Below are 19,843 nucleotides of genomic sequence, written 5' to 3'. Positions count from 1 at the left end.
CGCCCACGGTGCGGGCGGGCGCGCTCAGATCCAGCGCTGGTCCAGCAGCTCGCGCTTGATGTACGCATAGAACACCGGCGCGGCCACCAACCCGGGCAGGCCGAACGCTGCTTCCATCACCAGCATCGCCAGCAGCAGCTCCCAGGCCCGTGCCTGGATCTCGCCGCCGACGATGCGTGCGTTGAGGAAGTACTCCAGCTTGTGGATCACCACCAGGTACAGCAGCGCGGCCATCGCTACGTAGAACGACACCGACAGCGCCACGATGGTGATGATGGTGTTGGAGATGATGTTGCCCACCACCGGCAACAGACCGGCCAGGAAGGTGATCAGCACCAACGTCTTGGACAGCGGCACGTGCACCCCGAACAGCGGCAGCACGCCGAGCAGGAAGATCGCGGTGAACAGCGTGTTGAGCAGGGAAATCTTGACCTGTGCGAACACCACCTGGCGGAACGCGGTGGCCAGCCGCGAGGTGCGGCCGATCAGTTCCTGCGCCAGTGGGCCCATCTTCGGCAGCGGCAGTTCGTCGTAGAGCGCGATCATCGCGCCCAGCACCATGCCGATCAGCACCCGCACGCTCACCTGCACCACCGACGTGCCGGCCACGCCCAGCTGGCGCTGGTGTTCGGCGGCCCAGTCGTTCAGTGCGGCGCGCAGCGCGGTGAGGTCTTCGGGAATGTAGGGCTGCAGCAGCGCCGGCACCTGGTGGCGCGAGGTATTGAGGATGTCCATCAGCCGCGCCAACAGCACGTCCGGGCCGCCAGTCTCGTTGCGGAAGAACGCCGCGATGCCGATGCCGGCCAACACCAGCACGCCGATGATCACCGCCGCCAGTACGATCACCGCGATCGCCCGCGCCCGCCCCGGCCGCAGCCGCCCTTCCACTACCGAGGCCAGCACATGGGTCAGCTGGAACACCAGCAGGCCCGACAGCAGCGTCACCACCAGGCCCAGTTTCAAGGCCAGCCACATGCCCAGCAGCATCAGCAGCCACGCGGCGATGCGGGCGGTGGGGGGCCTGGGTAACGTGGGGATTACAAGGGACATGGGGGAGCATCCGGCGGGGTCGGCCCATGGTAGTGGATGCCGATGGCAGGGCGGGTGACCTGCACGTGACCACCATCCGGCGTGCGCAGCGCGCTTGGCCCGCCCAGGGCCAAGGCTACCTGCGGGGTGGTCACCCGGTGCGCTTCGTCCGTCGTTGGCCGACCAGCGCGATTGCACCGCCGATCGCCAGGTAGAACACGGCCGTCAACACGCGTCCCGCAGGCTGCACGACGAACATCACCTCGCTGTCGGCACGGAAGAACGGTGCGCCGATCCACGCCGCGAGCGGAAGGTGGTACAGCTGATGGAGCGCGAACAACGCCAGGTTGTCCGCCCGCGCCAATAGCCACGGCAGGGCGATCCAACCCAGCAGCAGGCTCCCTCCAAGCGCGGCGCTGCCTCGCTTCACGCTACTCGCGGCCGCGTCCGCTTGCGGTTGCGAAGGAATACCCCGAGGCACGCGCCCGCGATACCGGCCAGAACCGATGCGGCAATGTTCACTGCGTTCACCGAGAGAATTTCGAGGACCCAACCGCCGCCCGTGGATGTATTTAGGTGGTAGATCGCCAATGCCCAGAAGGCCGCGTACGTCACGCCGACCACCACGGCGAAACCATAGCGCCTGGAAATCAAGCCGCCCACCAATGCGAACAGCAGTCCGGATTCGCACGCGACGATGTCCGCCACGCCGAATTCGAACCGGCCCTTGGCCACTATCGCAATCTGCAGAAAATACGCGGCCGCCAGTGACAGGGCCAGCAGGGTCAGGAATGCAGCACCCTGTCGTGTCATCTCTCCGCTCCTCTCCATGGGATTGCACACCGTTCCGTAGTGGCTGTTCCAGCGATCTTATCGTGCCGCTCTCGCCCTACGGTAGCTGCACGTGGCGCAGGTCGCGACAGCAGCCACCCTTGGGGTGGCTCTTCCGCGGCGGTGCCCCTGCCATTACCTGCATCCGGGCGCAGCCGTCGAGCCCCGCACCATCAGGCTGAAATCCAGCGTCTGCTGAAGCGGCACATCGACTCGTTCGATGATGGCAAGCAGCAGGTGGACCGCGCGGGCACCGATCTCCCGCATCGGTTGCCGGATGGTCGTCAACGGGGGCGTGAGGTAACGCGACGACGCCAGGTCGTCGAAGCCGACGACGGACAGGCCATCGGGCACGCCGATGCCCAGATCCCGGCAGGCCGCCAGCACGCCCAGCGCCATCTGGTCGCTGAAGCAGAACACCGCCGTCGGCACCGACGCGCGGGCCAGCAGTTCCATCCCGGCCGCATGACCGGATTCCACCGAGAAGTCACCCGGCACAACGCTCAGGTGACGCAGGCGACCGCGCGCCTTGCCGGCGGCCCGAACCCCTTCCAGTCGCTGCTGGTGCAGGGGATTGTCCGGCGGCCCGCCGACCACGGCGATGCGCTCGTGTCCCAGCCCGTACAGGTGGTCCATCACCGCGCGCGCGGCGGCCGCGTTGTCGATGTGGACGCTGGGGATGCCCAGCGCCGGATCGAACTCGCAGCCGTTGACCACCGGCGCGGCACTGCCCTGCTGCTGGACGATGTCACGTGCCGTGGGCGGGAGGCGATGCCCCAGCACGATCAGACCATCGGCCTCGTTGCGCCGGAGCATCTGCGCGTAGCGCTCCTCGCGCTCGGGCAGGTTCTGGGTATCGCCCAGCAGCACGGCGTAGCCAACGGCCTGCGCCGCGTCCTCCGCGCCCTGCAGGATCTGGGCGAAGAACGGATTGGCGATGTCCGGCACGGTGACCAGGATCTTGCCGCTGCGCTGGGTCTTGAGCGTTCTGGCCACCGTGTTGGGGACATAGCCCAGCGCGGCGGCCGCCTGCTCGATGCGCGCGCGCGTGGCCGGCAGCACTTTCTCCGGTCGGGACAGCGCCCGCGACACCGTGCCTGCCGAGACGCCGACGTGCTTTGCAATATCGTAGATGGTGGCCATGGCGTTACCTCTTCCTTCCGCTGTGCAGTGCACAACGCGTCTTTCGAATGCCGCTGCTAGGATAATGCAATCGATTGCATCGAAGGCGAATCCTCTTGAAAACGCTCAAGGGTCCAGCGCTGTTCCTGGCGCAGTTCATCGGCGACACACCTCCTTTTGATCGGCTGGACACGCTGGCCGGCTGGGCCGCAGGGCTGGGCTATTCTGGCGTACAAATACCGACCAGCGCGCCCCACCTGTTCGATCTGGCCGAGGCGGCGCGCAGCCAGGCGTACTGCGACGACGTCGCCGGCATGCTGGCCGGGCATGGCCTGCAGATCACCGAGCTGTCCACCCACCTGCAGGGGCAGCTGGTTGCCGTGCATCCCGCCTACGACAGCCTGTTCGACGGCTTCGCGCCGCCGGACACGCGCGGCAATCCGACCGCCCGCCAAGCCTGGGCGGTGGACCAGCTGCTGCTGGCGGCCAAGGCCAGCCAGCGTTTGGGGCTGACGGCGCATGCCACGTTCTCCGGCGCACTGGCCTGGCCCTATTTCTATCCCTGGCCGCAACGTCCGCTTGGGCTGGTGGAGGAAGCCTTCGCCGAACTCGGCCGCCGCTGGCGCCCCATCCTGGACGCCTTCGACGCCTGCGGCGTGGACCTGTGCTTCGAGATTCATCCGGGCGAGGACCTGCATGACGGCGCGACCTTCGAGCGCTTCCTGGACGTGGTGGACCATCACCCCCGCGCAAAGATCCTGTACGACCCCAGCCACCTGCTGCTGCAGCAGATGGACTACCTCGGCTTCATCGACCGCTACCACGCGCGCATCGGCATCTTCCACGTCAAGGACGCGGAGTATCACGCCAGCGCGCGCAGTGGCGTGTATGGCGGTTACCAGGACTGGATCGATCGTCCGGGCCGGTTCCGCTCGCTCGGTGATGGGCAGATCGACTTCAAGGCGATCTTCTCGAAATTCGCGCAGTACGACTTCCCCGGCTGGGCGGTGCTGGAATGGGAGTGCTGCCTGAAGCACCCGGAGGACGGCGCGCGAGAGGGAGCGGCCTTCATCCGCGACCACATCATCCGCGTGACCGAGCGCGCCTTCGACGACTTTGCCGACAGCGGCACCGATCCTGGATCACTGCGCCGCATGCTGGGGATCTGAGCCATCACTGCCTGGGAGGGCAAGCCATGACGCACACCATGTCGCGCTTGGGCGCGATGATGTTTCTGCAGTTCTTCATCTGGGGCGCGTGGTTCGTGACCCTGGGGACGTACCTGGTGCAGGGGCCGCTACAGGCCAGCGCGAGCCAGGTGGCGACGGCCTTCCTCAGCCAGTCCATCGGTGCCATCGTCGCGCCGTTCCTGGTTGGCCTGATCGCCGACCGCTACTTCGCGGCGCAGCGCATCCTCGCGGTGCTGCACCTGGCCGGTGCGCTGCTGATGTGGCTGGCGTCCACGGCAACCACCTTCAACATCTTCTTCGCCTGCGTCATGGGCTACATGCTGCTGTTCATGCCGACGCTGGCATTGGCCAACAGCGTGGCGATGCGGCACATGCAATCGCCTGAGAAGCAATTCCCGCTGGTGCGGGTGGCCGGCAGCGTCGGCTGGATCGTGGCGGGCGTGCTGATCGGCTGGCTGGGCTGGGAACAGGCACACCGGCTGGAGCTGACGTTCCAGATGGCGGCGATGGCGTCGCTGGGCCTGGGCCTGTATGCGTTCACCCTGCCGCACACGCCGCCACTGGCGCAACAGCGCGATGCCGGCCTGGGGCAGATCCTGGGGCTGGATTCGCTGCGGCTGCTGAAGTCGCGCGCCTACCTGGTGTTCTTCCTGTCCTCCATCGCCATCTGCGTCCCGCTGGCGTTCTACTACAATTTCACCAATCCCTACCTCAACGATCTGGGCGTGCGCAGCGCCGCCGGCCTGCAATCGCTGGGCCAGGTGTCCGAGGTCCTGTTGATGCTGGCCATGCCGTTCCTGTTCGTGCGGCTGGGAGTCAAGACGATGCTGGCGGTGGGCATGGCCGCGTGGGTGGTGCGCTACGTCCTGTTTGCCTTTGGCGATGCAGGCGGCGGCTTCTCCCTGCTGGTGATCGGCATCGTGCTGCACGGCATCTGCTACGACTTCTTCTTCGTTACCGGGCAGATCTATACCGATGCGCATGCCGGCCCCGCCGCGCGCAGCAGCGCGCAGGGCTTCATCACCCTGGCCACCTACGGCGTGGGCATGTTGATCGGCACGTTCCTGTCCGGCGCGGTGGTGGAGCACTACACCACGGCGGCGGGCCCGGACTGGCAGAAGATCTGGCTGTTCCCGGCAGGTGTCGCGCTGGTCGTGTTGATCGCCTTCCTGCTGCTGTTCCGCGACCGGCCGGTGGTCGCGGCCGCACCGTCCACCCCCTGAGGAGCCCACCCGATGCCCAAGCTTGGAATTGCCATCGTCGGTACCGGCATGATCGGCGCCGTGCACCGTCGCGCGGCGCTGCTGGCCGGTGCGGAGATCCGGGGCGTGGCCGCCTCGTCACCGCAACGCGCACACGAGGTGGCGCAGGCGTGGGGCGTGCCGCGTGCGTATCGGGACATCGAGGACGTGGTCGCCGATCCACAGGTGCAGGTGGTGCACGTCTGCACGCCCAACCATCTGCACCGCGGCATGGCGCAGGCGGCGCTGGAAGCGGGCAAGCACGTGATCTGCGAGAAGCCGCTGGCGACGACGCTGGAAGACGCCCAGGCCCTGGCTGCACTGGCCGCCTCGAACGCGTTGGTCGCCACGGTGCCCTTCGTCTACCGCTACCACCCGGTGATCCGCGAGGCCCGCGCCCGCATCGCGCAGGGTGAACTGGGGCCGCTGCACCTCATCCATGGCAGCTACCTGCAGGACTGGCTGCTGGACCCGGCCAGCAACAACTGGCGCGTGGACCCGGCGCTGGGCGGCGCGTCGCGCGTGTTCGCCGACATCGGCTCGCACTGGTGCGACCTGGTGGAATGGGTCAGCGGCGAGCGCTTCGCCGAGGTCAGCGCGGCGTTCGCCACGGTGATCGCCGAACGCAGCACCGACACCGGGCAGAGCTTCACCACGGCGGTGGCCGGCGGCGCGATGCAGGCGGTTGCGAGCGAGGACGTGGCGGCGGCGATGTTCAAGACCGGCGCAGGCACGCTGGCATCACTGACGGTCAGCCAGGTATCGGCCGGACGCCACAATCGCCTCTGGTTCGAGATCGATGGCGCCAGGGCCAGCGTGGCGTTCAACCAGGAAGACGCGGAGCGGCTATGGGTCGGCCGTCCCGACCAGCGCGAGGAAATATTCGTCCGTGGGCCAGGCGCCGGCAGTGCCGAACAACGCCGGCTGTCGGTGTTGCCCGCTGGGCATGCGCAGGGTTACGGACAGTGTTTCGAGGCGTTTGTCGCCGACACCTATCGCGCCATTGAAGGCGAGCAGCCGCAAGGTCTGCCCACCTTCGAAGACGGCGTGCGCTCGGCGCTGATCGTCGACCGCGTCATTGCATCGGCCAGGACACGCGCCTGGACCACCATCGGCTGAATCACGGGAGATCGTTTGATGAACACCTCTGTTCGCAGAACTGCAACCCTCGCCCTGCTGCTGCTCGCGGCCCTGCCCGCCTTCGCACACGACATCGTTACCCCGCATAAGCCCATCGCGGTGCAGATGTACTCACTGCGCAACGCCGGCTCGCTCGACCAGCAGTTGAAGATCGTCCATGACGCGGGCGTGGGTGCGGTGGAGACCGTGGGCACGCAGGGGGTCAGTGCCACCGAACTCAAGCAGCTGCTGGACCGGTACGCAATCAAGGCGATTTCGTCGCACGTGCCCCTGGCCGAGCTGCGCAGCGACCTGGCCGGCGTGGTGGCCTTCAACCGGGCGATCGGCAACACCACACTGGTGGTGCCTTACCTGGACGCGAAGGATCGGCCGACAGACGCCGCGGGCTGGACCGCACTGGGCCAGGAACTGGGCCGGATCGCGAAACAGGTACGGGCCGAGGGCATGCACCTGGCCTACCACAATCACGACTTCGAGCTGGTCGACTTCAATGGCAGGACCGGCCTGGACCTGCTGTTCGCCGCGGCCGGGCCTGACCTGCAGACCGAGCTGGACCTTGCCTGGGTGGCGCGCGCCGGCTACGACCCGGCGGTGATGCTGGGCAAGTTCCGCGGCCGGCTGTTCGCCGTCCATGCCAAGGACAATGCGCCCAAGGGCCAGGCCGAAGACGAAGGCGGTTTCGCAGCGGTCGGCCAGGGCGTGCTCGACTGGAACGCGATCCTGCCGGCGGCGGCGGGTGCCGGTGTGCAGTGGTACATCGTCGAGCACGACCAACCCCGTGATCCTGCCAAGGTGATCAAGACCGGTGCCGATTACCTGCGCAACCACCTGACCGTCAGCCTGCCCGCCCGCGCACCGCGCTAGCCCGCAAAGGAGCCCTGCTTGAAAACGACCCTGATACTGACGCTGACCCTGTGGGCGGCAACACATGCGCCGGCGGCGTGGTCCAAGGACGACCCTGCTGCGGGCGCGAAGCTGTACGCGAGCAACTGCACGGCCTGCCATGGCGCGGATCGTGCGGGCATGCCCGGCGCGTTCCCCGCGCTGACCGATATCGGCAAGCGCATGACGCCGGTGCAGATCAAGGAGAAGATCAGCAAGGGTGGCGGGCTGATGCCGCCCTTCTCCCACCTGTCACAGCAGGAGATCGACGACATCAGCAGTTACCTGGCGAAGTAGCGGGCCGGCACTGGCGCCGGCCCTGCGCCGTCAGAGTTCGCGTACCCAGATGTTGCGGTAGCTGACCTTGGCATCGTGCTCCTGCAGGTAGAGCGGCGCGCACCCGTGTGGCGCGTACGACGGTGCGCCGATGTACTCGGTCTTGCCCGAGAGAACCGTGTCGTCCTGCACCAGGACACCGTTGTGCAGCACGGTGATGCGCGCGGGCGAGATGAGCCCGCCGCCCGGCGAGAAGCGCGGCGCCTTCCAGAGGATGTCGTAGGCCTGCCACTGGCCCGGCGCACGCGAGGCATTCACCCGTGGCATGGCCTGCTTGTAGATCGCGCCGGCCTGGCCATTGGCGTAGGTCGGGTTGTTGTAGCTGTCCAGCACCTGCAGCTCGTAGAGCTCCTGCAGGAAGATGCCGCTGTTGCCCCGGTTCTGACCGTCGAACCCCTTCGTATCGGTGGGCGTGCGCCACTCGACATGCAGCTGGATGTCGCAGAAGCGCTGCCGGGTGCGGATGCCCTTGCTACCCGGCACCACCGTGAGCGCGCCGTCGGCCACGCGCCAAGGCACGCGCCCGCCCTGCTCCGCCTCCCAGGCAGACACATCCTTGCCGTCGAACAGCACGATCGCATCGGAAGGCGCCTTGCCCGGCGGCGCGGACACTACAGCGGGCACGGGCGTCCACACCTCGGTCCTGGCTGGATCGCGCGCGGGGTCGGTATCGGACTGCGCAAACACAGACGCGGTGGCCAGCAGCCCCGCTGCGACGTGGAGAGACCTGATCAACGGGGTACGGTTCATCAGCTGGTCCCCCAGGCGGGCGTGCCAGGCACATAGGCCAGCTCGCCGTCGTAGCGAGCCGGTACGGCGACGTAGCGCAGCACCTCGGTCGCGCCGACCTTCGAGGTGAAGAAGCCGAAGATGGCGAGCTGCTTGATCATGGTGAAGTAGTGCGGCATCCGTTCTCCTTCCTCGGCGGTGCCGGTCTCGGTCACGTCGACCGCGTGTTTCCGGGCCTCTGCATCCAGCGCGCGCAGGAGTTCGGTGCGGGCCTGCGGCGCAAGCGCAACGAACCGGCCGCCGGCGCGCTTGTCGATATCGGCCAGGCCGGCCCGGAACGTCGCCTGCTGCCGGGCCGTGTAGCAGTCGGCGACGAACCGCGCCATGAACAGACCGGCCCCGGCGTCCTTCGCCCCCGGCGTTGCCGTGCGCGGCAGGATGGTTTCGGCGATCTCATCCAGCGTGCCCACATCCGCGTCGGAGAACGGCGTCTTCGCCCCTGCGGCGGGCGCCTGCCCCTGGGCGAGCGCGGGCAGGCCGATCATGGCCGCACCGGTGGCGGCGACGATCATCTTCAGCAGTTCGCGGCGATCCATCAGAGGTTCCCCGCTTTCAGCTCGCGCACGGCGTGGTCGGCAGCGCGCGCGGTGAGTGCCATGTAGGTCAGTGAAGGATTCACGCAGGCGCTGGAGGTCATGCAGGCACCGTCGGTGACATAGACGTTGGGCGCATCCCAGACCTGGTTGTGCTGGTTCAGTACGGAGGTTCTGCGGTCACGGCCCATGCGCGCGGTCCCCATTTCGTGGATGCCCTTGCCCGGGGCGTAGTCGTTGTCGTGCATCTCCACGTCCTTCACACCGGCAGCCTCCAGCATCTCGGCAGCATCGGCGGCCATGTCCTTGCGCATCGCCTTTTCGTTCGCGCGCATGGACACATCCATCGCCAACACCGGCAGGCCCCACTTGTCCTTGCGCTCGGCGTCCAGGCGGATCGTATTGTCGTGGTGCGGCAGCATTTCGCCGAAGCCGGTCATGCCGATGCGCCAGTCACCGGGGACAGTCAGCGCCTCCTTCAAATCGGCCCCGATGTTGAGTTCGGCGATCTCGCGTGACCACCCGCTGCGGCTGGCACCGCCCTGGTAGCCGAACCCGCGCAGGTAACCGCGCTTGTCCGCAGCGACGTTGCGGAAACGGGGAATGTAGAAGCCGCAGGGGCGACGGCCGAAGTAATACTTGTCTTCATATCCTTCGACCCGGCCGGAGGCGCCCGCGCCGAAATGATGGTCCATCACGTTGTGCCCGAGTTCGCCGGACGACGAGCCCAGACCACCGTCCCAGACATCGGTCGCCGAATTCATCAGCAGCCAGGTCGAGTTGAAGGACGACGCATTGAGGAAGATGACCTTGGCTGTGTACTGATAGGTCTGGCCCGTCTCGGCGTCGATGATCTCTACACCGCGCGCACGCTTGCGGTCCTTGTCATAGAGCACTTCCTTGACGATCGAGAACGGCCGCAATGTAAGGTTGCCGGTCTTCATCGCCGCCGGCAGCGTCGCCGATTGTGTCGAGAAATAGGCGCCAAAGGGGCAGCCCAGGATGCACTTGTTGCGGTACTGGCAGTTGACCCGGCCCTGTTCGGGCATGGGCTGGGTGATGTTGGCGGTGCGCGAGTGGATCATATGGCGTGTTCCGCCAAACGCTTTCCTGATCCGCGCAGCCACGTCCTTCTCGACGATGTTCAACGGGATCGGCGGCAGGAATTCGCCATCGGGCAGCACATCCAGCCCCTCCCGGGTGCCTGCGATGCCCGCGAACTTCTCCGCATGGTCGTACCACGGTGCGATGTCGGCATACCGGATCGGCCAATCCGTGGCGATGCCGTCTTTGAGGTTCGCCTCGAAATCCAGGTCGGAGAAGCGATAGCTCTGCCGCCCCCACATCAGTGATCGCCCGCCCACGTGATAGCCGCGGAACCAATCGAATCGCTTGGTCTCGGTGTAAGGCGATTCCTTCTCGTTGGCCCACATGCCTTCAAGGTTCTCGGCCAGACCGTAGTCGCGCATCAACACCGGATAGTCAGCCTTCATCGCCTGGGTGGGCCGGTTGCGGTGCGGGAAATCCCACGCCTCCTTCATCGCGTTGACGTAGTCCTTGACGTGCTCGATGTTGCGACCGCGTTCCAGCATCAGGACCTTGAGGCCCTTCTCGGTCAGTTCCTTTGCCGCCCAACCGCCGCTGATGCCGGAGCCAACAACGATTGCGTCGTAGTGATTGTCTGCCATGGGTTCTACTTCACCTGGGTGGATAGCGTTTCAGACATCGCAGAGGCGGATGGCCTCGCGCAGCGAGCCGACGGGATCGGGCGCGGCAGGCATGAACTCCTGCGCCAGATACCCATCGAAACCGGTGTCGCGGATCGCGCGACAGATGGCGGGATAGTGGAGCTCCTGCTGGTCGCCGATCTCGTGTCGGCCAGGCACGCCCGCGGTGTGGTAGTGCTTGAAGTACGCGTGATGCCTGCCAATGGTGGCGATGATGTCGCCCTCCATGATCTGCATGTGGTAGATGTCGTACAGCAGGCCGAAATGCTCCGAGCCGAGCCGTCGGCACAGCTCGACGCCCCATGCGGAGTGGTCGCACAGGTAGTCGGGATGATCGACTCTGGAGTTCAGCAGCTCCATCACCAGCACCACGCCGCGCCGCTCGGCATGCCCGAGGATGCGTTTGAGCCCTGCCTCGGCATGGGCCATGCCCTCCTGGGGGTCCATGCCGTTGCGGTTGCCGGAGAAACAGATGAGGTTGCGATAGCCGGCATCGGCCACCAGGTCGATGTGCCGCGTGTAACGCTCGACCAGCTGATCGTGGAATTGGCGGCCGGCAAAGCCCTGGGTCAGGCCCAGCTCCGCGCCGTTGCACATCGCGCTGTACACGCCATGGGCCTTCAGCGTGGGCCAGTCCTCCGGACCCACCAGATCGATGGCGGCAAACCCGATGCCCTTCACCGTCTGGCAGAGCTGGGCGATCGATTGTTGCGGGAAGGTCCAGCGGGCGACGGAATGCTTCAAGTTGCCCTTGAGCGGTGCGGTGGCTGCAAACGCGGGCAGAACGCCCGCCGCCCCCAGCCCAACGCTCCCGGCCACCGCCATGCGCAGCGCATCGCGCCGTGTGAGCCCCGGGGCCGGGCCTGGTCCGATCGAATGGATAGGCATCCACTTTCCGGCCTCCCAACCGGTATCACACGCTGACGATTCGGTTTAATGCAATCGATTGCACCATAGAGGAGCGGGTCTTTTTTTTGCAAGACGCAGTGCACTAAAACCGATGCTGCAGAGCACAAGGGCCATGTACGTTTGGCTCGACCTTGGGGCTTACGTTCGTCTCATCGGGCGCTGGGAGAAGCCGACCAACGGTCGGCTCTACCGGTGTGCGAACAGGCACGAAGGTGATGATGCTCTGCGTGCCCTTCGCGCTACTGTTCGGCCTTCATTGCCCGAGTTGCCTCGAGAATGAGCTTCTGTGCCGACGGATTGGCCTTGCTTGCGTTGGAACGCCTGGCCGCCCCCAAGGCATCGACCAACATTGCATGTCGCTTCGCCGGGTCGTTCTCACGCCTCGCGGCGGTCAATGTGCTCGCCGCGTAGTAATTCAGTTGCTGCGAATCGCCAAGCTCCCGCGCCACTGCCTTCCACTTCGCCGCATCCTGGTCGCTCCCCGAAAGGGCCTCGTAATGGTCGATCAGCCGCTTCACGGCTGCGACATCCCCTTGGTTGGCGGCCACCTCGACGGTCGCTCGCTCTTCGTCAGGAATCACGAAGGCATCGCTCGGACTTCGTTGTTCACTGGCGTTCGGGCCGCGCAGCTCGCCGCTGCAACCGGCCGTCGCAAGGGCGACAACGACAAGGGTGACCACGGACATTCCTGGTTTCATCGAGGCTCCGGCGATTTCGGCTGGAAGGGAGAATACTGACCAGGGTTGGCGTAGCCGGGATTTTTGCCGCCCCCGCCAACTCTGGGCATAGGTCCGGTCATACCCCACGCCGCAGCGAGCGCGGGGCCATGCTTACTGACGAGGACGACACGTTCATTGAATCGGGACCACCATGCGCATAACGGGTGGGAATCCCTGGACGGTCCGGATCTACCCTTGTCCCGCTGTGAGTAATGGGATCAACGTACCCAGTGATCCGGATCTCACTGGAGAGGCCCAACGGGTCCCGGAAGCTGAGTGGATTACTGCCTACGCATGCGCAAGTCATGTATGCGTGACTATGCCTGACTTTCTTTCCAGGCAAAAAAGCACAAAAAAAGGAGCCCCACGAATGGGGCTCCTGTCGGATCTTTATCGACGCTTACAACCCCGTGTTCTTAGAACGGGATGTCGTCATCGGCGAAGTCGTCCATCGGCGGCGCCGACTGCTGCGGCTGCTGCTGGGGGCGCTGCTGGCCGTAACCACCGCCCTGCCCGCCCTGGCGCTGACCGCCGCCACCGTATTCCTGGCGCGGGGCCTGCTGGCGCTGCGGGCGCTCGCCGCCGCCGTAGTTGCCACCGGCACCGGCGCCTGCACCGCCACCACCGCCGCCTTCACCGCGGCCGCCCAGCATCTGCATTTCGTCGGCGATGATGTCGGTGGAGTACTTCTCCACGCCGTCCTGGCCGGTGTACTTGTCGTACCGCAGGCTGCCTTCGACGTAGACCGAGCTGCCCTTGCGCAGGTATTCGCCGGCGATTTCACCGAGCTTGCCGAAGAACACCACGCGGTGCCATTCGGTACGCTCCTGCTGGTTGCCATCCTTGTCCTTGCGGACGCTGGTGGTGGCCAGGCTGATGCGGGTGATCGCCATGCCGCCTTGGGTGTACTTCACGTCCGGGTCGTTGCCGAGGTTGCCGACCAGGATGACTTTATTGATGCCGCGCGCCATAGGGTTGCTCTTCCGTTGTCCGAGGGCAGGCCGCAGTCATAACACAGCGCCGTGCGGGCTGCAGATACGCAGGGCCACCCACGGGAGAATGGGGTGGGGTCCAGAATGCCCCATCTTACCATCGCCGCCCCGCCCGCCCCCGTCAGGATTCCGGCCAGAACCCGTCGGATTCCCCCGCAGCCCATGGGAGGCAAGGCCCGCGCCGGTTCAGCCGGCCGGCCCGCCGGCCACCCGGCCACCCGGCCACGCCCGCGCGGTGCATGGCATCATGCAGGTCGTCGTTCCCGCCGTTCCCAGCAATGACCATCCGCGGCAAAGCCACCTCCCTGGACATCGCCCACCTGGCCGGGGTGTCGCAGCCCACCGTCTCGCGTGCCTTGCGCGGCAGCCCGATGGTCAATCCGGAAACCCGCGAGCGCATCCTGCGCATCGCCCGGGAGCTGAACTACAAGGTCGACAAGAACGCCTCCAGCCTGCGCCTGCGCAATGCCGGCACGCTGGCCCTGCTGTTCTTCGAAGACCCCACCAACGACGACTCGCTGATCAACCCGTTCTTCCACGCCATGCTGGGCTCGATCACCCGCGCCTGCGCGCAGCGCGGCTACGACCTGCTGGTGTCCTTCCAGCAGCTGTCCACCGACTGGCAGGCCGACTACGAAGACAGCAACAAGGCCGACGGCATCATCCTGCTCGGCTATGGCGATTACCACGAGTCGCGCGAGCGGCTGCAACGTCTGGTTGAACAGGGCACCCACTTCGTGCGCTGGGGCGCGGCCCTGCCCGACCAGCCAGGGGTGTCGATCGGCAGCGACAACTTCCAGGGTGGGTTCGACATCACCGCGCACCTGCTCGACCAGGGCTGCCAGCGCATCGCCTTCATCGGCCACGCGTCCAGCCACTATCCCGAGTTCGAGGAGCGCTACCGTGGCCACGTGGCGGCGATGGCGGTACGCGGCATCCGTGCCGAACCGGGTCTGCAGCACGACGCGATCACCACCGAGCAGGACGGGTTCGATGCCTGCCAGACGTTGCTGGCGCGGGGCGAGACGTTGGATGGCGTGTTCGCGGCCAGCGACCTGATCGCCATCGGCGCCATGCGCGCACTGCGCGAGCACGGGCTGCGCGTGCCGCAGGATGTGGCGCTGGCCGGCTTCGACGATATCCCGCTGGCCGCATCGGTGTCGCCGCCGCTCACCACCGTGCAGCAGGACACCAAACAGGCCGGGCAGCTGCTGGTGGAAAAGCTGCTGGCGCTGATCAGCGGCGCGCCGGTGGACGGGCAGACCATTCCGGTGAAGCAGGTGCTGCGCGAGTCGTCACGGCGGCGTTGAGCGCGGCCACGTTTCTATCCGTGCCGCGCCGTAGCAGGCCGCCAGCGGCAGCCGTGGCAGCGGCCACCTCCATCGCCTTGGCGACACGCGTACCAACCCAGCGATGATGGCCGCGCGCCAGCCGCTGCCCGGTGCGTCCGTCCGGCAGCCGCCAGGGCAGCTGTTCGGCCATTGCCTCCGGTCCGATGTCCACACTGCTGCCATCGGCCATGCGATAACTGCCGACCGCGCACTGCGCGGCGGTTGCGACATCGGGCACCGGCGCAGTGCTGGCCGGTGCACTGCTTTCCAGCACCGCCAATACCTGGCGCCCGCGCAGGGTCGTGCGGGTCAGATGGAGGTGGATCGGCATGGCACGCTCCTGCAGTGAAGGCCCCAGCCTGCCTGCCCTGCAGGCCAGGTGCCCGCGTCATGCGATGAAACCGATCTGTCCGCGATGAAGCCCATCGTGCCGGGAGCAGGTGCGCGCCGCTCCCGACCGCACCCATGACTTACGGCGGATGTGGCCGGGCGGCTTTGCCGGGATAAGTCGTTCACCATTCAGGGAAGGTGTCCGACGCATGCTGCAGATCCGCTCGCTGTCCAAGACCTACGCCAACGGCGTGCACGCACTCAACGGCGTCACCCTCGACATTCCCCGCGGCATGTTCGGGCTGCTCGGCCCCAACGGCGCTGGCAAGTCATCGTTGATGCGCACGCTGTCCACGCTGCAGGAAGCCGACAGCGGCAGCGTGACCCTGGAGATTCCCGGCGAGCCGGTCATCGACGTGCTGCGCGACAAGGACGCGGTGCGCCGCCGCCTGGGCTACCTGCCGCAGGATTTCGGGGTGTACCCCAAGGTCAGTGCATTGGATCTGCTGGACCACTTCGCCGTGCTCAAGGGCATTACCCACAAGGCGCAGCGCCGCGAGGTGGTGGACGGACTGCTGCAGCAGGTGAACCTGTGGGATGCCCGCAAGCGCAAGCTGGGCACGTATTCGGGCGGCATGCGCCAGCGCTTCGGCATCGCCCAGGCCTTGCTCGGCGACCCGCGACTGGTGATCGTCGACGAGCCCACCGCCGGGCTGGACCCGGAAGAGCGCAACCGGTTCCTCAACCTGCTGGCCGCCATCGGCGAGAACGTGGCGGTGATCCTGTCCACCCATATCGTCGAGGACGTCACCGACCTGTGCCCGAGCATGGCCATCATGAACAAGGGCCAGGTGCTGCTGACCGGCAAGCCGAGCGATGCCATCGACGCGTTGCAGCAGCAGGTCTGGCGCAAGCAGGTGGACAGTGCCGAACTGGCCACCTACGAAGCCAACCATGTGGTGCTCTCCACCCGCCTGGTGGGCGGCCGCCCGGTGATCCACGTGCACAGCGCCAGCGACCCCGGCGACGGGTTCCAGCCGGTGTCCCCGGACCTCGAGGATGTGTATTTCCAGCGACTGCGCCTGCAGTCGCGGGCCGCCTGACCGGAGCGCGCCCATGATCACTGCCTTCTTCCGTTTCGAGCTGCGCGAGCAGCTTCGTTCCCCGCTGCTGTGGCTGCTGTCGGTGCTGTTCGCCGCGCTGGCCTTCGCCGCGGCCTCCAGCGATGCCGTGCAGATCGGCGGGGGTGCCGGCAACGTGCACAGCAATGCCCCGATCGTGATTGCCCGCTTCATGGGCATCTTCACCATCATGGGCATGCTGGTGTCCGCCCTGCTGGTGAGCAACGCGCTGCTGCGCGACTTCGAGCTGGGCACCGCCGAGCTGATCTTCGCCAGCCCGATCAAACGCCGTGACTACCTGGCCGGGCGCGTCCTGGCCGCGCTGTGCGCCGGTCTGCTGTTCTACCTGATCATCGCGATGGGCCTGCTGCTGGCCCCGTTCATGCCGTGGGTCGACCCGGCACGGATAGGCCCCACCCCGCTGCGCGCCTACGCGTGGACGTTCGCGGTGATCGTGCTGCCCAACCTGGTGTTCACCACCGCGCTGCTGGCGATGCTGGCCGCGCTGACCCGCTCGATCCTGTGGGTGTACATCGGCCTGGTGGGCTACTTCGTGCTGTACGGGGTGAGCGCCTCGCTGCTGCGCGACATCGACAACACCTGGATCGCCACACTGGCCGAACCGCTCGGCATGCGGGCGCTGGGCCGTACCGTGCGCTACTGGGCGACCGAGCAGAGCAACACCCAGCTGCCGCAGCTGGCCGGCTACGTGCTGGCCAACCGCGCGCTGTGGCTGGGCGTGGCGGTGGCGCTGTTCGCGGCGACCTTCGCGCTGTTCCGCACCGAGCGCAGCGGCAGTGGGCGCCGGCGCTGGGGCCGCAAGCCCGCCGCGCCGGTCGCCGCCGCCACCCGCCCCACGCAGCTCACCGTGCCGCGCATCCACCCGACCTTCGGCGCCAGTACCGGCTGGCGGCAGTACCTGCGCCAGGTCCGCTTCGATACCGCCGGCGTGCTGCGCAGCGTGCCATTCCTGGTGCTGCTGGTGCTGGGCCTGGCCAACTTCATTCCGGGCGCGCTGTCGCAGGAGACGCTGTACGGCACGCCGATCTACCCGGTCACGGCGCAGATGCTCGGCGCGCTGCAGGGCGCCTACAGCTGGCTGCTGGTGATCATCGTGCTGTTCTACGCCGGCGAGCTGGTGTGGAAGGAACGCACCGCACGGCTCAATGAAGTCAACGACGCCATGCCGGTGCCCAACTGGGTGCCGCTGCTGGCCAAGTTCAGCGTGCTGGTGATGGTGATCGTGTGCTTCCAGGGGATCGGCGCGCTGGCCTCGATGGCGCTGCAGCTGGGCCAAGGCTACACCCACCTTGAGCCATTCGTGTATCTCGAAACGCTGGCTCTGGGTTCGGTGTTCTACGTGCTGATGGGTGGCATGGCGCTGGTGCTGCAGGTGCTGACCAACAACAAGTTCCTCGGCTATGCGCTGCTGATCGTGGTGATGATCGGCCAGGTGGCGCTGGGAATGCTGGACTACACCCAGAACCTCTACAACTTCGGCAACTGGCCCAACGCACCATATTCGGACATGAACGGCTTCGGCCACTTCCTGACCGGACAGCTGGCCTTCCAGGGCTATTGGGGACTGCTGCTGGTGGCGCTGCTGTGCCTGGCGTCGGCGTTCTGGGTGCGCGGGGTCGGCATGGGTCTGCGCCAACGCCTCGCCCTGGCCGGACGCCGTCTGCGCGGCCCCGCCGGCGTGGGCGCGGTGGCGGCGTTGCTGGCCTTCGTCGCGGTAGGCGGCTGGCTGTACTGGAACACCAACATCCGCAATCCGTTCGTCTCTCCGGACCAGCAACGCGACCTGCAGGTGCGCTACGAGCGCGAGCTGTCCAGGTACCGCCACCTGCCGCAGCCGCGCATCACCGCGGTGGACAACCGCGTGGACCTGTACCCGGAAACCCAGTCGGTCACCATCGACGCCGACTGGACCGTGCGCAATACCCACGCCACGCCGATCACCGACATCCATATCGCGATGGACGATGACCGCCAGCTGGTGGCGGTGGACCTGGGCGGGCAGACGCTGGCCTTCCACGACGTGGACCTGGGCTACCGCATCTACCGCCTGGCAACCCCGCTGCAGCCAGGCAAGGAGCGCCGCGTGCACTTCCGCGTGGACCAGCACCCGAACGGCATCACCGCCGGGCAGGCGCCGACCAAGCTGGTGGCCAACGGCAGCTTCTTCAACAGCCGCATGCTGCCCTCGTTCGGCTACGAAGCAGGCAACGAGCTGCAGGACCGCAACGAGCGCCGCAAGCGCGGCCTGGGTGAGCCAACCCGCATGCCCAAGCTGGAGGACGAGGCCGCGCGCGCCAACACCTACGTTTCCGATGATGCCGACTGGCTCGATTTCCGCACCACCATCTGCACCGCACCGGACCAGATCGCGCTGGCACCCGGCTACCTGCAGGAGGAGAAGACGGTGGACGGGCGGCGCTGCTTCCGCTATGCCATGGACCGGCCGATGCTCAACTTCTACGCGTACCTGTCTGCGCGTTGGGAGGTCAAGCGCGGCACCTACAAGGACATCCCCATCGAGGTGTATTACGACCCGCGCCACGGCTACAACGTGGACCGGATGATCCAGGCGGTGCAGAAGTCGCTGGCGTACTACGAGGCCAACTTGTCCCCGTACCAGCACCGCCAGGTGCGCATCATCGAGTTCCCCGGCTACCAGAGCTTCGCGCAGTCCTTCGCCAATACCATCCCCTATTCCGAGTCGATCGGCTTCATCGCCGACCTGCGTGACCCGGACAAGATCGACTACGTGTTCTACGTGACCGCGCACGAAATCGCGCACCAGTGGTGGGCGCACCAGGTGATCGGCGCCAACGTGCAGGGGGCCACGGTGCTGTCCGAATCGCTGTCGCAGTACTCGGCGCTGATGGTGATGGAGAAGGAGTATGGGCGCGCGCACATGCGCCAGTTCCTCAAGACCGAACTGGACCGCTACCTGGCCGGGCGTGGCGGCGAGCGCATCAAGGAGCTGCCGCTGGAGCGGGTGGAGAACCAGCAGTACATCCACTACCAGAAGGGCTCGCTGGTGTTCTACCGCCTGCGCGAGGAGATCGGCGAGGCCGCGCTCAACCGTGCGCTCAAGCGCTTCCTGCAGGACAAGGGCTACCAGCAGCCGCCCTACACCACCTCACGCGAGCTGTTGGGCTACATCCGCGCCGAAACCCCGGCCGACCGCCAGCAGGTGGTCACCGACCTGTTCGAGAAGATCACCCTGTACGACAACCGCCTGCTGGACGCCAAGGCGCGCAAGCGTGCCGATGGCAAGTACGAGGTGGCCCTGAAGCTGCACGCCGAGAAGCGCTACGCCGACGGCGGCGGCAAGGAGACGCCCGGCACCATGGACGACTGGATCGAGGTGGGTGTATTCGCCAATGCCCCCTCGGGCAAGGAGCGCGACCAGAAGGTGCTGTACCTGCAGCGCCACCACGTCACCGAGGCGGCGCCGACGATCACCGTGGTGGTGGACGGCAAGCCGGACGAGGCCGGGTTTGATCCGTACAACAAGTTCATCGACCGGGTCAGCGACGACAACCGGCGCAAGGTGAGCCTGTAGCGCCGGGTTCTACCCGGCTGTCGGGTACAGCGGCAATGGAACAGCGG

At 66.6% G+C, this 19,843-nt stretch carries 19 protein-coding genes; 8 read left to right on the top strand and 11 right to left on the bottom strand.

Annotation, left to right across the window (positions count from 1 at the left end; all coding sequences use genetic code 11):
- Positions 1–24: 24 nt before the first annotated feature.
- From GQ674_RS03880 to GQ674_RS03865, 4 genes are all read right to left on the bottom strand, one after another.
- Positions 25–1,050 carry an AI-2E family transporter gene (locus tag GQ674_RS03880; RefSeq protein WP_159496029.1) on the bottom strand — a complete coding sequence of 342 codons (1,026 nt, stop codon included), beginning with the start codon at positions 1,048–1,050 and terminating at the stop codon, positions 25–27.
- 130 nt (positions 1,051–1,180) lie between these two features.
- On the bottom strand, positions 1,181–1,459 hold the full coding sequence (locus tag GQ674_RS03875; protein ID WP_159496028.1) for a hypothetical protein: 279 nt from the start codon (positions 1,457–1,459) through the stop codon (positions 1,181–1,183).
- Positions 1,456–1,842 carry a hypothetical protein gene (locus GQ674_RS03870; RefSeq protein ID WP_159496027.1) on the bottom strand — a complete coding sequence of 129 codons (387 nt, stop codon included), beginning with the start codon at positions 1,840–1,842 and terminating at the stop codon, positions 1,456–1,458. Before GQ674_RS03870 ends, GQ674_RS03875 begins: the two co-directional genes overlap by 4 nt.
- Before the next feature lie 153 nt (positions 1,843–1,995).
- A complete protein-coding gene (locus GQ674_RS03865; RefSeq protein WP_159496026.1) occupies positions 1,996–3,003 on the bottom strand; it encodes a LacI family DNA-binding transcriptional regulator in 1,008 nt (335 codons plus the stop codon).
- 95 nt (positions 3,004–3,098) lie between these two features.
- Here GQ674_RS03865 and GQ674_RS03860 point away from each other — a divergent pair, with 95 nt between their 5' ends.
- Genes GQ674_RS03860 through GQ674_RS03840 form a run of 5 tightly spaced genes read left to right on the top strand, consistent with a single transcriptional unit; the run spans position 3,099 to position 7,732 of the window.
- Positions 3,099–4,151, top strand: coding sequence for a sugar phosphate isomerase/epimerase family protein (locus tag GQ674_RS03860; protein WP_159496025.1), 1,053 nt, complete (start codon positions 3,099–3,101; stop codon positions 4,149–4,151).
- A gap of 26 nt (positions 4,152–4,177) precedes the next feature.
- On the top strand, positions 4,178–5,395 hold the full coding sequence (locus GQ674_RS03855; protein WP_159496024.1) for a nucleoside permease: 1,218 nt from the start codon (positions 4,178–4,180) through the stop codon (positions 5,393–5,395).
- 12 nt (positions 5,396–5,407) lie between these two features.
- Complete coding sequence (locus GQ674_RS03850) at positions 5,408–6,532, top strand: Gfo/Idh/MocA family oxidoreductase (RefSeq protein ID WP_159496023.1); 1,125 nt, start codon at positions 5,408–5,410, stop codon at positions 6,530–6,532.
- A gap of 18 nt (positions 6,533–6,550) precedes the next feature.
- Complete coding sequence (locus tag GQ674_RS03845; RefSeq protein ID WP_159496022.1) at positions 6,551–7,417, top strand: sugar phosphate isomerase/epimerase; 867 nt, start codon at positions 6,551–6,553, stop codon at positions 7,415–7,417.
- Positions 7,418–7,435: 18 nt separating this feature from the next.
- On the top strand, positions 7,436–7,732 hold the full coding sequence (locus tag GQ674_RS03840; protein ID WP_201290213.1) for a cytochrome c: 297 nt from the start codon (positions 7,436–7,438) through the stop codon (positions 7,730–7,732).
- A gap of 30 nt (positions 7,733–7,762) precedes the next feature.
- On the opposite strand, the gene GQ674_RS03835 is transcribed toward GQ674_RS03840, so the two are convergent.
- From GQ674_RS03835 to GQ674_RS03810, 6 genes are all read right to left on the bottom strand, one after another.
- A complete protein-coding gene (locus tag GQ674_RS03835) occupies positions 7,763–8,521 on the bottom strand; it encodes a DUF1080 domain-containing protein (RefSeq protein ID WP_159496021.1) in 759 nt (252 codons plus the stop codon).
- Positions 8,521–9,096 carry a gluconate 2-dehydrogenase subunit 3 family protein gene (locus GQ674_RS03830; RefSeq protein WP_159496020.1) on the bottom strand — a complete coding sequence of 192 codons (576 nt, stop codon included), beginning with the start codon at positions 9,094–9,096 and terminating at the stop codon, positions 8,521–8,523. The genes GQ674_RS03835 and GQ674_RS03830 overlap by 1 nt, the downstream gene beginning before the upstream one ends.
- Positions 9,096–10,781, bottom strand: coding sequence for a GMC family oxidoreductase (locus GQ674_RS03825; protein ID WP_159496019.1), 1,686 nt, complete (start codon positions 10,779–10,781; stop codon positions 9,096–9,098). The genes GQ674_RS03830 and GQ674_RS03825 overlap by 1 nt, the downstream gene beginning before the upstream one ends.
- A gap of 30 nt (positions 10,782–10,811) precedes the next feature.
- Positions 10,812–11,708, bottom strand: coding sequence for a TIM barrel protein (locus GQ674_RS03820; RefSeq protein WP_159496018.1), 897 nt, complete (start codon positions 11,706–11,708; stop codon positions 10,812–10,814).
- A 260-nt stretch (positions 11,709–11,968) separates the two neighbouring features.
- On the bottom strand, positions 11,969–12,415 hold the full coding sequence (locus GQ674_RS03815) for a hypothetical protein (RefSeq protein ID WP_159496017.1): 447 nt from the start codon (positions 12,413–12,415) through the stop codon (positions 11,969–11,971).
- Positions 12,416–12,864: 449 nt separating this feature from the next.
- On the bottom strand, positions 12,865–13,419 hold the full coding sequence (locus GQ674_RS03810) for a single-stranded DNA-binding protein (protein ID WP_159496016.1): 555 nt from the start codon (positions 13,417–13,419) through the stop codon (positions 12,865–12,867).
- A gap of 299 nt (positions 13,420–13,718) precedes the next feature.
- Here GQ674_RS03810 and GQ674_RS03805 point away from each other — a divergent pair, with 299 nt between their 5' ends.
- Entirely contained in the window at positions 13,719–14,750 is a 1,032-nt protein-coding gene (locus GQ674_RS03805) for a LacI family DNA-binding transcriptional regulator (protein ID WP_159496015.1), read from the top strand.
- Here GQ674_RS03805 and GQ674_RS03800 read toward each other — a convergent pair.
- Entirely contained in the window at positions 14,677–15,102 is a 426-nt protein-coding gene (locus tag GQ674_RS03800; RefSeq protein WP_159496014.1) for a hypothetical protein, read from the bottom strand. The two genes, GQ674_RS03805 and GQ674_RS03800, sit on opposite strands and share 74 nt — an antisense overlap.
- A 208-nt stretch (positions 15,103–15,310) precedes the next feature.
- Between GQ674_RS03800 and GQ674_RS03795 the strand changes: the two genes are divergently transcribed.
- Positions 15,311–16,204: an ABC transporter ATP-binding protein gene (locus tag GQ674_RS03795; RefSeq protein ID WP_159496013.1), complete on the top strand. Its 894-nt coding sequence runs from the start codon at positions 15,311–15,313 to the stop codon at positions 16,202–16,204.
- Between the two features lie 13 nt (positions 16,205–16,217).
- Entirely contained in the window at positions 16,218–19,796 is a 3,579-nt protein-coding gene (locus GQ674_RS03790; protein WP_159496012.1) for an ABC transporter permease subunit, read from the top strand.
- The last annotated feature ends 47 nt before the right edge of the window (positions 19,797–19,843 follow it).

It is taken from the genome of Stenotrophomonas sp. 364 (assembly GCF_009832905.1).
Classification (GTDB): domain Bacteria; phylum Pseudomonadota; class Gammaproteobacteria; order Xanthomonadales; family Xanthomonadaceae; genus Stenotrophomonas; species Stenotrophomonas maltophilia_AP.
This window is presented reverse-complemented; position numbering and strand designations above follow the sequence as displayed.